The 13,345-nt window shown below is 40.2% G+C and carries 15 protein-coding genes and 1 riboswitch; of the genes, 5 read left to right on the top strand and 10 right to left on the bottom strand.

Annotated elements, in window-relative coordinates:
- Positions 1-83 precede the first annotated feature (83 nt).
- Complete coding sequence (locus DFR63_RS05905) at positions 84-1,163, bottom strand: aldo/keto reductase (RefSeq protein WP_115885017.1); 1,080 nt, start codon at positions 1,161-1,163, stop codon at positions 84-86.
- Between the two features lie 141 nt (positions 1,164-1,304).
- On the opposite strand from DFR63_RS05905, the gene DFR63_RS05900 reads away from it, so the two are divergent.
- The gene (locus DFR63_RS05900; protein WP_115885016.1) at positions 1,305-2,153 is read left to right on the top strand and encodes an SDR family oxidoreductase; all 849 of its coding nucleotides are present in this window, start codon (positions 1,305-1,307) and stop codon (positions 2,151-2,153) included.
- A gap of 48 nt (positions 2,154-2,201) precedes the next feature.
- Here the strand turns inward: DFR63_RS05900 and DFR63_RS05895 are convergent, their stop codons facing one another.
- The 4 genes from DFR63_RS05895 to DFR63_RS05880 form a co-directional block, all read right to left on the bottom strand.
- On the bottom strand, positions 2,202-2,993 hold the full coding sequence (locus DFR63_RS05895; RefSeq protein WP_115885015.1) for an energy-coupling factor transporter transmembrane component T family protein: 792 nt from the start codon (positions 2,991-2,993) through the stop codon (positions 2,202-2,204).
- Positions 2,986-4,392: an ABC transporter ATP-binding protein gene (locus DFR63_RS05890; protein WP_115885014.1), complete on the bottom strand. Its 1,407-nt coding sequence runs from the start codon at positions 4,390-4,392 to the stop codon at positions 2,986-2,988. The genes DFR63_RS05895 and DFR63_RS05890 overlap by 8 nt, the downstream gene beginning before the upstream one ends.
- A 1-nt stretch (position 4,393) precedes the next feature.
- Positions 4,394-4,975: an ECF transporter S component gene (locus DFR63_RS05885; RefSeq protein WP_115885013.1), complete on the bottom strand. Its 582-nt coding sequence runs from the start codon at positions 4,973-4,975 to the stop codon at positions 4,394-4,396.
- A 62-nt stretch (positions 4,976-5,037) separates the two neighbouring features.
- Positions 5,038-5,129: riboswitch (TPP riboswitch) on the bottom strand.
- A gap of 58 nt (positions 5,130-5,187) precedes the next feature.
- Positions 5,188-5,598: a 6-pyruvoyl trahydropterin synthase family protein gene (locus DFR63_RS05880; protein WP_115885012.1), complete on the bottom strand. Its 411-nt coding sequence runs from the start codon at positions 5,596-5,598 to the stop codon at positions 5,188-5,190.
- Between the two features lie 196 nt (positions 5,599-5,794).
- Between DFR63_RS05880 and ggt the strand changes: the two genes are divergently transcribed.
- A complete protein-coding gene (gene ggt / locus DFR63_RS05875; RefSeq protein WP_115885011.1) occupies positions 5,795-7,555 on the top strand; it encodes a gamma-glutamyltransferase in 1,761 nt (586 codons plus the stop codon).
- Between the two features lie 42 nt (positions 7,556-7,597).
- On the opposite strand, the gene gltS is transcribed toward ggt, so the two are convergent.
- The gene (gene gltS, locus DFR63_RS05870; RefSeq protein ID WP_115885010.1) at positions 7,598-8,800 is read right to left on the bottom strand and encodes a sodium/glutamate symporter; all 1,203 of its coding nucleotides are present in this window, start codon (positions 8,798-8,800) and stop codon (positions 7,598-7,600) included.
- A gap of 154 nt (positions 8,801-8,954) precedes the next feature.
- Here gltS and DFR63_RS05865 point away from each other — a divergent pair, with 154 nt between their 5' ends.
- On the top strand, positions 8,955-9,203 hold the full coding sequence (locus DFR63_RS05865) for a hypothetical protein (protein WP_115885009.1): 249 nt from the start codon (positions 8,955-8,957) through the stop codon (positions 9,201-9,203).
- Positions 9,204-9,273: 70 nt separating this feature from the next.
- On the opposite strand, the gene DFR63_RS05860 is transcribed toward DFR63_RS05865, so the two are convergent.
- From DFR63_RS05860 to DFR63_RS05845, 4 genes are all read right to left on the bottom strand, one after another.
- Positions 9,274-9,660 carry a GtrA family protein gene (locus DFR63_RS05860; RefSeq protein ID WP_115885008.1) on the bottom strand — a complete coding sequence of 129 codons (387 nt, stop codon included), beginning with the start codon at positions 9,658-9,660 and terminating at the stop codon, positions 9,274-9,276.
- Between the two features lie 81 nt (positions 9,661-9,741).
- On the bottom strand, positions 9,742-11,235 hold the full coding sequence (locus DFR63_RS05855; RefSeq protein WP_115885007.1) for a pyruvate kinase: 1,494 nt from the start codon (positions 11,233-11,235) through the stop codon (positions 9,742-9,744).
- Between the two features lie 19 nt (positions 11,236-11,254).
- A complete protein-coding gene (locus DFR63_RS05850) occupies positions 11,255-11,662 on the bottom strand; it encodes a hypothetical protein (RefSeq protein WP_115885006.1) in 408 nt (135 codons plus the stop codon).
- Between the two features lie 65 nt (positions 11,663-11,727).
- Positions 11,728-11,991 (bottom strand): 4a-hydroxytetrahydrobiopterin dehydratase, encoded by a 264-nt coding sequence (locus DFR63_RS05845; protein WP_245954144.1) that lies wholly within the window; start codon positions 11,989-11,991, stop codon positions 11,728-11,730.
- 131 nt (positions 11,992-12,122) lie between these two features.
- Between DFR63_RS05845 and DFR63_RS05840 the strand changes: the two genes are divergently transcribed.
- Together DFR63_RS05840 and DFR63_RS05835 are read left to right on the top strand one after the other, a co-directional pair.
- On the top strand, positions 12,123-12,539 hold the full coding sequence (locus DFR63_RS05840) for a pyridoxamine 5'-phosphate oxidase family protein (protein ID WP_115885004.1): 417 nt from the start codon (positions 12,123-12,125) through the stop codon (positions 12,537-12,539).
- A 57-nt stretch (positions 12,540-12,596) separates the two neighbouring features.
- Positions 12,597-13,334 (top strand): TspO/MBR family protein, encoded by a 738-nt coding sequence (locus tag DFR63_RS05835; RefSeq protein ID WP_115885003.1) that lies wholly within the window; start codon positions 12,597-12,599, stop codon positions 13,332-13,334.
- Positions 13,335-13,345 lie beyond the last annotated feature (11 nt).

Raw genomic sequence — 13,345 nt, 5'->3', positions numbered from 1 at the left:
GTTTAGAAAATAAATAAAAAAATTCCGTGCGGCTATCCCTAATAAAAGGTAGACACACGGAATCTTTGCAATTTAAAACTAAATTATATTTCTTGATCTTTCTGCTTCATCGTTTTATTATATGCTTCCAGATAAACTTTCTCTGATTCTGAAGCCATATCCATCGTATTCATTGCGCAGTGCCAATGAGGATAAACGGGTTCTAAAGCAGTGAAGTCCGTAATTTGTGAAACGTCATCGTCGGTTAATTGCAACGTGTAGGATGCGACATCTTCATACAATTGTTCTTTATTACGTGCTGCAATAATGACCGAGTCGACATTTGGTCTGTCACGGAGCCAGGCAAGCACAACTTGCGGTACTGTTACCTTATGTTTCGATGCAATATCCTGCAGCATCTCAACCAGATTATAAAAGAATTCCTTGTTTTTAAGATAAGGTTCCGCCCATCCGTTGCCTTGGCGTGTTCCCGGCTGTGCTTTTTGATTTCTCGTGATTTTACCGTTCAGCATGCCTTCGCCTAAAGGAGACCATATTGTGTTTCCTATCCCAAGCTCTGTTCCTGCCGGAAGCAGTTCGTACTCCGCCTCCCGTGATTCGGGTGTGTAATAGATTTGATGGGCTGCGGGCGGAATCATATTGTTCTCCACTGCAAAAGTATGCGTTTTGGCAAGTGACCAGCCGCTGTAATTGGATACACCCCAGTAGCGGACTTTACCTTTCTTAATCAGATCGTTCATCACCTGAACAGTTTCTGAAACAGGAACACGGCCGTCCCATATATGAATGTAGTATAAATCCAAGTAATCTGTGCCGAGACGTTTCAGTGTCTCATCAATAGTCGTTTCAATATTGGCGCGTGTTGCACCGCCGTCGTTAGGACCACCTTGGATCGGTGTGCCTGTTTTACTGGCGATTGTCATATCCTGGCGTTTATCGCGAATTGCTTTCCCAAGGACTTTTTCGGCATCGCCTTTAGCGTAAAGATTGGCTGTGTCAAAATGATTAATCCCTTTATCTAGTGCATAATCGACAAAATAGTTCGCTGTTTCCTGATTCATATCTCCTGTTGCTTCAAATCCGTTAGTGCCGCTGAATGGTATGGTTCCAAGAGAATATTTAGAAATATTAAGACCTGAATCTCCTAATAATGTGTAATCCATTCTTATCCCTCCGAATTTCATTATCAATTAATATATTCCCTGCATCTTGTTTATAAAACAGACTTTTCAACTCTTTGTCTGATTGAGAGAAACATGACAGGGTATAGACTATAAAGAATAAAATTTACAGGAGGCTTTTTAATGACTCAGACAGTACTTATTACAGGTGCAGGAACAGGTTTCGGTAAAAATATTGCATTCGCACTGGCGGAAAAAGGCAATCCAGTTATTGCAACAGTGGAAGTGATGTCACAGGTATCTGCTTTGGAACAGGAAGCACGTGAACGCGGTGTTAAAATGCAGATTGAAAAACTGGATGTAACGAACCCCAAAGATCGTGAAAAAGCATGGGCATGGGATATTGATGTCCTGGTCAATAATGCAGCTGTAAAAGAAGGCGGCTCATTAGTTGATATACCTGAAGCAAACTTGCGTCATCAGTTCGAAGCCAATGTCTTTGGACCGATATTATTAACTAAAGGATTTGCCCGTAAAATGGTGGATAGAAACCACGGACGCATTGTTTTCGTATCCTCCGTATCCGGTATTACAACGAACCCGCTGTCCGGACCGTATTCTGGTTCAAAACATACTGTAGAAGCGTTCGCGATGGCTTTAAGTAAAGAATTGCAGGAGTTTAATGTGGAAGTATCAACGATTAATCCGGGCCCTTATTTAACAGGATTCAATGACCGCGAATTTGAAACGTGGAAAAATTGGGAGATTGATTTAGACGACACGGTATTCGACTACAGTAAAACAGCGTTTCCGAGTGAGCAATTTGACCCTGAAGAAGTAACAGAGCCAGCAATCAAAGTAATACTCGGTGAAACAGATCAGTATCGCAATGTGATACCTGAAAAAATGGTTTCTCAGCTGAAAGAAAAACAGGCAGCTGTCTGGGACAAAAAAACAACTGCAGATCTTGGGAAACGTCACGAATCAGTACAAAAATCCTATGATATTGAACCGGGAACGCCGGCAGAATAACAGTAAAAATCATGGAGATTAATCTCCATGATTTTTACTGTTTTATTATTATCTCGCATCGGTGCTTGTAAAAGGAGAAATGACAGTACCGAACTGCAGGGCGGCGAAAACAGCAGCTCCAACAAGCGCGATTAAATACAAATCATATTTTGAGAATGATGTTTTATGATAGTATGTGCGGACACCGTCACTGAATCCTTTTGATTCCATTGCAATCCCGAGTCTGTAAGCCCGTCGTATACTTTGACTCAGCAAGGTCACAATTGTTGATTTCAATCCTCTAAATCCTGAAATGTATTTTTTATGAATCAGTGCTTTTCTGACCTTTCTAGCCTGCCTCAGCTGGAAATATTCTGCAATAATAATCGGAACCATGCGGATAGCTGCCATAAAGGAATAAGCATACTTAGGTTTTATTTTCAACTGAATCATGAGCGCGTAAAACACATCTGTTATCTTGGTTGTAAATATCACTAGGGCACCAAATAACGACAATATAACGCCTCGCATTGAAATATGAATACCTCTGACAAAGCTTTCTTCAGTAATATGAATAATGCCGTAGCGAAACAGCGTCTGTGTCCCTTCACCGTAGAATATCATATAGAGGCTTGCTATAGATCCTGAAATAAAAATAAATATTAACAAGATTGCCAGGTATTTTATTTTAACCCCGCTTAAAAAGAGCAGCATGATGAGCATAATAATTGTCAGAAGGAAAAGAACATTCGGATTATGAATGAAAATTACAGTAACGAAAAGTATTGCTGCCAGCAGTATTTTTGTCAGCGGATTTGCCCTGTCTATAAAAGTGCTGTAATTCTTCACTGCGTTAAGCATCGTGTATCCTCTTCTCTTGAAGTATTCCGTCTTCAATAATCAGACGTCTCGACGGATAGCGCATCTTAATATTTTCATCGTGCGTAATCATAATGATTGCAGTCCCTGCTTCAGTTAATTCTTGAAATATTTCCAGCATTCGAAAGGCGTGTTTCTGATCGAGACCGAATGTCGGCTCATCGAGCAGCAGGATGTTCGGCACACCACCGAAAGCCGTGGCTACACTTAGCCGGCGCTTCTGTCCTGTAGAAATTTCCAAGGGATGCAAGTGTGCTGTATTATTAAGCCCCATCTGCTGTAAAATCACTTCGGTTTGTCTCACTGCTTCAGAATATTCAAAGCGAGATTCCATATTGATGAAAACTTCATCAAAAACTTTGTGCGTAATAAACTGGAGTTCCGGATTTTGAAATACCGGATATACTTCTCCGGCAATTTGTTTTGTTTTTGCAACTTTCTTATTCCGGTAGTAAATACTGCCGGCAGAGGGAATCAACTTCATTATCGCAAGAAGCAGACTGGACTTTCCAGTACCGTTTTTTCCTTCGAGCATAATCCATTCTCCTCCGGCAACAGTTAAGTCATTGATGTGCAAAATCTCCATTCCCCGCCGTTCAAGGTGAAGATCCTTTATTTCAAGCAGTACCTCTTTCGCTGGCGGTAACGGATTGAACACCGGCGCATCCTGCCATGAATCCGGATGCCAAACACCATATTCATTCAAGAGATGTTTATAATTTTTTAAAACATCGTCCGGAGTACCGTCATGAGTAATCTGAGCCTGATCATTCATCAGAATAACCCGGTCGACTTTGTCCCATATATAATCGACACGATGCTCTACTATAACAACTGTGCGGTTGTGCCAAATGTTTTCAATGACATCCCACAGAGAAGATGCAGACTCGTCATCAAGCATGCTCGTTGGTTCATCGAGAAACAAAGTATCCGGATCTTGCAGCAGTGCTGAAGCGATCGCAAGCTTCTGCTTCATTCCCCCTGATAAATTATTAATATTTAAGTTAAGTGGTATATCGAGTCCCGTCTGGCTGAGTGCTTCCAGCATTGCCGTTTCCATATTTTCTTTCGGAATATTTCTATTTTCCAAAATAAAAGCAAGCTCTTCTGCTACCGTAGGCATTGTAAACTGGGAATCAGGATCCTGAAACACATAGGCGTTATTATCAGGAATTTCGATTGATTCGGTTTTCATTGGTGTATGGATTACCCGCGGGATTAACCCGCCCATGACGTTTAACAATGTGCTTTTACCTGAACCGCTGGGTCCGAGCAGCAGTACTTTCTCGCCGGCTTCAACTTCAATATTTAAATCGGTAAATAATTTTACCGGTGCTTCTGGAAATTTTAAATTTAAGTTCCGTATATTAATTGCAGACATATTATAATCCTTCGTGTGAATTACCGTGTCTTTGTCCTACAAACTTTAATACGCCGGTTTCTTTAAGTGCTTTGTAAAGCAGATGGCCGAGCCAGCCGGCAACAAGCGCGCCGCTGAGTATCCGAAAACTGAACATCAGGACAAGATTCCATGTCTCGAGCATCCCGAGATAACCATAATACCAGTCGAGAGGCAGAGTAGATAAAGCTGCCGCGATGCCGGCCAAGACTGCCACCATCAAACTCGTACTCTTATATCTGAAGAACATAAAAATAAGTTCGCAGGCCAGTCCTTGAATTAATCCGTACATAATCAGTGAAATGTCAAACTGAAGGAGTACAATCGTTTCGCCCGAAGCTGCTGCAAATTCTGCAATCAGAGCAACACCAGGTTTCCTGATAACTAAATAAGCGACAATCGCAGCGATAAACCACATGCCGTAGACCAATTCATTTAAGTGCAGACCGAACGGCTGCAGAATCGTATAAATCCCATCCCATAGAGAATAAATAACAGCGAAAACCAGTGCAATAACGACGGTAATTAAAATATCAGTGAGTGTTAAACCATTTCTTTGTGCCATTTTGAAGCCTCCGTTATAAATTTCAAACAAAAAAACACACACCACTAACGGAATGGTGTGCATATAAAAATATGCCACTTCCCTACGCTAGTATGATCTAGATCAGGTGATAAGGGTCAGTCTCAGTCCGATGCGGACACCCCCAGTGGTGGTGAATTTATTATTTGATTATCACCATCATAGTCCACTTGCACAGATTTGTGAAGCAGGAATTATTTAGTTACGGAAACCCCCTGTTTTTCGGTTTCATAGAGCGTTACTTTAAGCAGTGTATTTTCCTTTGGCAGATGACTATTAAACTGTTCAAAAATCCAGTACGCAATATTTTCCGCGGTTGTATTCATAACAGGCAGAGTTTCATTGAGCACGCAATTATCGAGTTTTAAAGCAATGTGCTCTCTATAGATCTGATCAATTAAATGAAAATCTGTGGCAAGGCCCAATCCATTTACCATTGATAATATTTCTAACTGAAATGTGTAGCGATGGTTTTTTAAATCTTTAAAGGCTGTGCTGGAAAAAAATATACGGTTATGACAAGTGAATTCGAAATGCTTGTTAATAACTATCTGATGATTAAAATATTGAAATTGCTCCGGCGGTTTAACATTTTCTAAAGACATAATTTTACACCTCAATATATAGGTATTTTCTAAATTATACTATACAAAAGATATGAATTTAATTGTGTCAAATTATTGACTGTATGTTCTGATATGGTAACCTTGTGGGAAGTAATTCATAATTTTTAGAATTTTACATCTTTATTTAGAGAGGAGAGACAAAGCGCATCAGCAATTAAAAACAAGGGGGCGTAACATGAAGAATTTTCTAAAACGCTTAGCAGCAGTTATCAGTTTATCATTGCTAATCTTTTCAGCAGGAATTTCCATCGTATCTGCCGAAGCTTTTGATCCGGACTACAGTGAAGATAATGATATAGCAGCAGCTGATGAAGGGATGGTTGTATCAGCGCACCCGCTTGCTTCTGAAACGGGTTATGATATCCTTGCCAACGGCGGTAACGCCATGGACGCAGCTATTGCTATGCAATATGTATTGACCGTTGCAGAGCCCATGATGTCGGGTATTGGCGGCGGAGGTTTTATGATGGTATATGATGGAGAAACAGGAGAAACATCTGTGATAAACAGCAGGGAACGTGCGCCTGCAGGTGCAGATACGGAAATGTTCCTCGATGAAGACGGGGAAGCATTACCATTTGAAGAACGTGTCAGAAGCGGTAAGTCAGTAGGAGTTCCGGGAACATTGAGGGGCTTGGAGGCAGCCCACGAAACTTGGGGAACAGTTGATATGTCGGATTTGATTGCTCCAGCAATTTCAATTGCCGAGGAAGGTTTTATGATAGATGACTTCCTGGCTGCACAAATTTCTGATAACGCCGAAAAATTACAGGCTACGGCAGCAGCTGAAGTATTTTTTAACGATGCTGAACCCTTAGCAGAAGGCGATGTACTCGTTCAGGAAGATTTGGCGAAAACTTTAAACCTTATCAAAGATAATGGCATCGATTACTTTTATAACAGTGAAATTTCAAAAGCGGCTGCTGACGCAGTTCAGGAATTCGGAGGCTCAATGACACCGGAAGATTTATCGAATTATGAAATTACATTAGATGAACCGATTTGGGGAGAGTTTAACGGCTATGATATTGCTACCATGCCTCCGCCAAGCTCAGGCGGCATATTCATGCTTCAAATGCTTGGAATGCTCGATGGTTTTGATTTATCCCAGTATGATATAAACTCGCCGGAGAAATATCATTTAATGGCAGAAGCAATGCATCTGGCATATGCCGACCGTGCTGAATATGCAGGAGATCCGGAATTTGTGGACGTGCCAGCAGAAGGGCTCCTCCATCCTGATTATATTGCAGAGAGAAGCACACTAATCAGCATGGACAGTGTGAATGAAGAGCCGGAAGCGGGAGATCCATGGGAGTATCAGACAGGGACAGATGAAGTGAATAATGTTGCACAGCCGAACGATAAAGTTGATGGACAGACGACCCATTTTTCAGTAGCGGATAAATACGGCAATGTCGTTTCATACACTACGACGATTGAGCAGGTATTTGGTTCTGGTATTATGGTGCCTGAATATGGATTCATGCTGAACAACGAACTGACAGATTTTGATGCTGAACCAGGCGGAGCAAATGAAGTACAGCCGAATAAGCGTCCGCTCAGCAGTATGACACCGACTATTGTATTTGATAATGGAAAACCGGTAATGACTGCAGGTTCGCCGGGCGGGCAGACCATTATTACATCAGTTCTGCAGACAATTATCAATGCTTATGAGTACGAGCTCGATGTGCATTCAGCAGTAACAGAACCAAGAATCTTTACTAATGACTTGGAATCTTACAGATTTGAAGAAGGTATTCCTGAAGAAGTTATTAGCCAGCTTAATGAAATGGGACATAATTTTGAAGATGAATCCGAAGCCATAGGAAATGTCAGCAGTATCCAGATTGATTCTGTTACGGGAGAATTTACAGGGGCTACTGATAAAAATAGAAACGGTGCCGCCTACGGCCTGCAATCCCAGCAGTAAAAATAAAAATAGAGCAGCCGGTTTCGGCTGCTCTATTTTTATTTAATTGAAAAGGTTTATAAAGAACACTATAACGGGAATATTAATAATATCTATTAAGAATGCCCCGACAATCGGTACAATCAGGTAAGCAGTTTTAGAGTCGCCAAATTTAGATGTGATTGCATCCATATTAGCCATAGCTGTAGGTGTTGCCCCCAAGCCGCTGCCCATTAAACCGTTAATCATTACTACAGCGTCATAATTCTTGCCAAGCAACCTGTAAACAACAAACATCGTATACAGAATAATGACTATAACGTGCACGGAAACAATCAGCAGAATCGGCAGTGCTAAGTCTGCGAGCTCCCAAAGTTTGATGCTCATCAGTGCAAATGACAGGAACAAGCCTAAAGAAACAGCGCCGATTTTATCATTTACAGTTGTATCAAAATCAAACGGCACCTTGTCTTGTGTAGCGTCTAATAAAGTTCTGACAACAATTGCAACGAACATTGCTCCGACATAGTCAGGAAGAATTACACCGGACAAGTCCGAGAATATACCTCCAATGTATGTGCCGAGGGCCATTGTGAATGTAATGATTGCCAAATAAATAAAGAACTGGTCGATAGTCAGCTTGTTTTCCTTTTTAACATCCTGAACTTCATATTCACCGGCATCAAAAGCAGGTTCATTGCTCTTTAGATTATGTTTATTAATCATATATCGTGCAACCGGCCCGCCGAAAACTCCGCCGGCTATAAGTCCGAGAGTCGCTGCAGCAATGCCGACAGTAGTGGCTCCCTGCACCCCTAATCCATCGATTGTTTCACCGAATGCTGCAGCACCGCCGTGCCCGCCAATCATAGCAGGAGACGAAGCCATAAGTCCGAGCAGAGGGTCGATTCCGAGCAGACTGGCAAGAGAGACTCCTAAAGTATTTTGCACAACTGATAAAAAACTTGCCGCAAGTAAATAGATAATAAGTAATTTACCACCGAGTTTAATTAACTTAAAACTGGCACCTAGTCCGACGGTGGTAAAAAATATAATCATAAATAAAGATTGTAAGGACGTATCTATAGTTATCGTCACTAAGTCAGAAGTGTGCATTATTAATGTAAACACTGCGAAAAGCAAACCGCCAACAACAGGTGCCGGTATAGAGTATCTATCTAAAAAGTATATTTTTTTAACTAAGTAAGCACCGATGAGGTAAACCATCACTGCTAAAAATAATGATGTTACTAAATTTAATTCCATATCCCATCCTCCATCATTTAAAAAATACATCAGAAAATCCATTCTAATCTAAAACCCAGAAATAACCAACGATAACTTTTACATATTTAAAGAAATTTAATTATGTTTAATTATTAGATGTTCTTAAAAACTATATTGAAAGAGGTGATATTGTATGCGCAAACGGACGAAACTCCTTATTGGAGCGGGGCTGGCAGCGGGGGTACTGTATGCAGCGAAGTCACAGAACAGACAAATGATTTTAGGACAGCTGGGAAATGCAGTTAATAAATGGACGGACGATGATTACATTATTAATCTCGGAAAACCGGATGAATTGCGTGATGCAAACATGGTCGATGAAGGCGCGATGACTAGCGTACTTTATTATTACGAGTTAAGGGATAAAGCGTCAGAAAAATAATGAACGTTACAAAATATCGATATGCGGTACAAATCTGTCCTGTCAAGGGTTATGGCGCTCTTGCCACTGACTAAGCTCTGTACATGCGGAATGATATATATCGATTTAGTAAGTACTGAATCACGGTCGCAAACATTGTCGCACTTATTTTAACTATAATGGCGTTACATCCAAGCTGTTGAACGAAAATGAAAACAGCAATTGAAACGACTAAAAACCCTGCTGTACCAATAGTTAGAAATGAAAAGTAGCGTCTGAAAAATTTGCTGTGCGCCTTAAAGTTAAAATGATAATTCAATATGAAATTTGTTGTGACACCGGTAAACATGCTAACCAGATTCACGATTTGAATATGAATGCCGGTATAAGTGTGCAGCATGATAAACAACAGTAAATCAAGGATACCGCCGACTGCAGCAATCATGCAGTATTTAATAAATTCTTTAAACTTGCTCATATAAATTCAACTTTCTACTGGCATTTTACGTTGCATTATATCACAAAAAATGCGTCTCTTCGTTCGGGAGACGCATGTTGTCTATTCAAACATTGATTTAGAGATATTCAGTGCCCTCAGCATCGCAGTTTTCTTATAGTTATGTCCTTCACTCTTACTCAAGATATCATCCACAGTTTTCACACCATCAACGATATAATCGCCTTTATTCAGCATAATACATTCAGCACGTGAACCTGCAACGACATCTGAGATTTCGGAACGTGTCGGGATTCCGGTTTTAATCAATGATTCCAGCACCTGAGTTGCCCAGATTACCGGCACATGAGCAGCTTCACAAATCCACAGCAGCTCTTCTTGTACCTCACTGAGCCGTTCATAGCCGATTTCAACTGCCAGATCTCCCCGCGCTACCATGATTCCAAAAGGTCTGACTGCGGCAGCTGCAGCAATAATATTCGGTATCTCCCCGATAGCCTCAGTCGTTTCTATTTTGGCGATAACCGGCATCTGCTGTTTACCGGCCGTCAATTTTTCTCTTAGAGTATCTTCAATATATCTCATATCATCTGCACTTTTGATAAAAGAAAAAGCGAGAATATCTGCGTGTTCCGCTGCAAAATCTAGATCGTTCATATCTTTCTCTGTCAGTACATTTAAATTGATATCAAGGTCCGGAAAGTTAATGCCCTTTTCTGTTTTAATTCTGACGCCTTTTGCTTTAGATGTTTTAGTGACCCGGCAGATTAAACCATCATCCTGAACTTCTGTTACTATTGCTTCTATCTGCCCGTCATCAATTTTAATCAGCTGATCAATACCTACATTTTTCAGCACCTCGGGAACCGAAGTATTAACCGCTATATTCACTTTGGAAGGCAGTATCATTGCTTCCTGATTAGAGAGAAGAAAGTATTCTCCAGTTTTCAGTTTCGGGTTTCTTTTGGAAGTCAAAAGAGTCTTGATTCGGACTTTCGGACCGCTTATGTCCATTAATATCCTGCATGAGTCTCCGGTCTCATCAGCTGCTGTTCTTATATTTTCAATCATCTGTTTCCAGGTATCCTCATCATCATGTGCACAATTAATCCGTGCAGAATTCATCCCCGACTCAATCAGGGATTTAACCAGTTTATAATCTTTTGCTGCTTCAGACGGCATCGTTACCATAATTTGTGTGTATCGGTGCTCTTTATTCTCGCCGAGCAGTATATTTGTATTGTTCGCAAGCGGACTGTTTCGATCTTCCGAAGCCGGATATTTAAAGTATTCAGTCTCAGTTTGAATATCACCGGTAATATATCCGAGAGTTTTAAAAACAGCATCGAGGTTGCCGGCAACGTTTGGTTCCAGACGGCCGAGGGATGATACTCCCCATGGGATTAATGAATTTTGCAGTTCGCGACGGTCGTAACGGCGAAAAGCCATATAGTAAGCGAGATTTCTCAAACTTTGGATATATTCTTCCCGTACTTCTCCTCCCTGCCAGGATTCCAGTATGTGTTCACCGTCTTTTACAACCTGCTTGCGTATCTGTTTTATATCTTCTAATAACGGCGATGCTTCTTTATTCATAACGACCACCTCTATAGTCTTAGATACCTTTTTTATGAAGTATAAACATCAGGATGAAATACACCAGATGAATACACGTCCAGACGATAAAACCCGTGAAGCCGTGCAGCACGATAGTCATAACACTTAAATATTCGAGCAGATAAAACATTATGCTTGTGACGATCCAGCTAAAAATCAAAGCCGGTATGTAGATTCCTGAAAATTTATCAAATATAAATTTAAGCAAAACGGCAATCATAATGGATACTGCGAGATGCAGTATGATTTCTGTAATGGTGTGCAGGTCTCTTTCAGTTAAAAAGTCAACATTCAATAGCAGAGTCATAAGTTCTACAGGAGTCAGGTATTCCACAAATGCACATACAATAAATAAAAACATACCGGTAATGCTTCCGGCGATTATTCCTGAATGCAAATATTTCATAGCATCATTCCTTAAATTTATAAACAGGACTGCCGGGTTTCTTAAAAACCAAGCAGCCCGTTAATTTAACCGTAAATTTTATCAGTGGCTTTCGCACCTTCGATATCCCGTTCTTTCAGCTCATGCGTTGAGAAAGTTGTCCAGACTACGGTAACTGTTGTGTAATTAATTCTGATACCGGGATGATGCTGCTCTTTTTCAGCATGCTGTGCAAGCATGTTTACAAATTCAATACCGTCTAAAAAACGCTCGAATTTAAACTTCTTAATCAGTTTCTCGTCTTTTAATTCCCAGCCTTCGAGTTTTTCTGCTTCTGCTTTAACATCCATTATTAATTACCTCCTGATCATTTTATATACAGTAATTTATACCCTTTATGAATAAAAGAAATCATGCAGATGATTGAAGATAGTAAAAATGTGGTACTTAAAATAAAACAATTATAAGGACAGGTGATAATGTGAAACAATCTAAAGCTATTGAACGTATCGAAGAGATATTAAACGAGTCGAAAATAGGTGTTTTATCCACAGCGAAAGACAATGTGCCTAATGCACGGTATATGTGGTTTTATAATGACGGATTAACGCTGTATGCCAAAACCAATGACCAGTCTCCTAAATACGATGAACTCGGAGAAAATCCGCAGGCTCATGTGCTGCTGGGATTTAATGATACTAAAAACCATGCTTTCGTAGAAATCAGCGGAGAAGTTGAAAGAATTAATGACCAGAAGACAATCGACTGGCTGTGGGAAAAGCAGGACCAGAGTTTCTTTGACTCTAAAGAAAACCCGCATTTGAAAGTGCTGAAAATTACACCGAAAGATATAAAGATTATGAATGACGACGAGGAACCCGTTGAAATCAAACTATAAGAAAAAGCGAGGGGAAACCCTCGCTTTTATTATGACTGATAACAGGAAGGGGATTTGATGAACACTCAGAAAAAATGGGCAGCGGGTTATCTGGCTGCCTTTTTAGTAATGATAGTGATGAATTACTTTATAGGAACAAATGTGGGAAGTGTGGCAGATAATAATCAGCCTATTATTCAGCCGGCAGGATTTGCTTTTTCTATATGGGGTTTGATATATGCTTTGGTATTTATTTGGATAATTAAGCAGTTCTTTCAGAAAACATGGGAAGATTCTCCAGCATACAAATTAAAATACTGGCCAATTGTTAACTTTTTACTCAACAGTGCATGGATTTTAGTGTTTACTCAGCAAATGATACTCGCTTCAGTCATCGTAATTTTTTCATTGCTGATCACCTTATTTATTATGCACATTCTAATCACTGGAGGGCATTATAATTGGTTTGACCGTTTACCTTATTCTATTTATTTTGCCTGGGTGACAGTTGCATCTATCGTTAATGTTTTTCAATTAACGAATGATAATAATATAGATTCTCTGATCGGCTTGAATGAATTAACATGGACAATTATTATGCTGGCAGCCGCCGGAGCTATAAGTGTCATAATAGCGTTGTATTTTAAAGACTGGTTATATCCCCTTGTCATTATCTGGCCGTTATTTGCTATCTATACGGAGCATGACAGTGAATATACAAGTTTAAATATTACCCTGCTGATTATAAGCATCGTACTCGCAGTTTCTTCCCTTGTTGTCATTGTGATGATAAATACAAATAAAGAGAGGGTTTAAAGATTCAGTTA

This window comes from Jeotgalicoccus halotolerans (assembly GCF_003387165.1).
Lineage (GTDB): Bacteria > Bacillota > Bacilli > Staphylococcales > Salinicoccaceae > Jeotgalicoccus > Jeotgalicoccus halotolerans.
The sequence above is the reverse complement of the archived record's forward strand: the minus strand, read 5'-3'. Positions and strand labels throughout refer to the sequence as shown.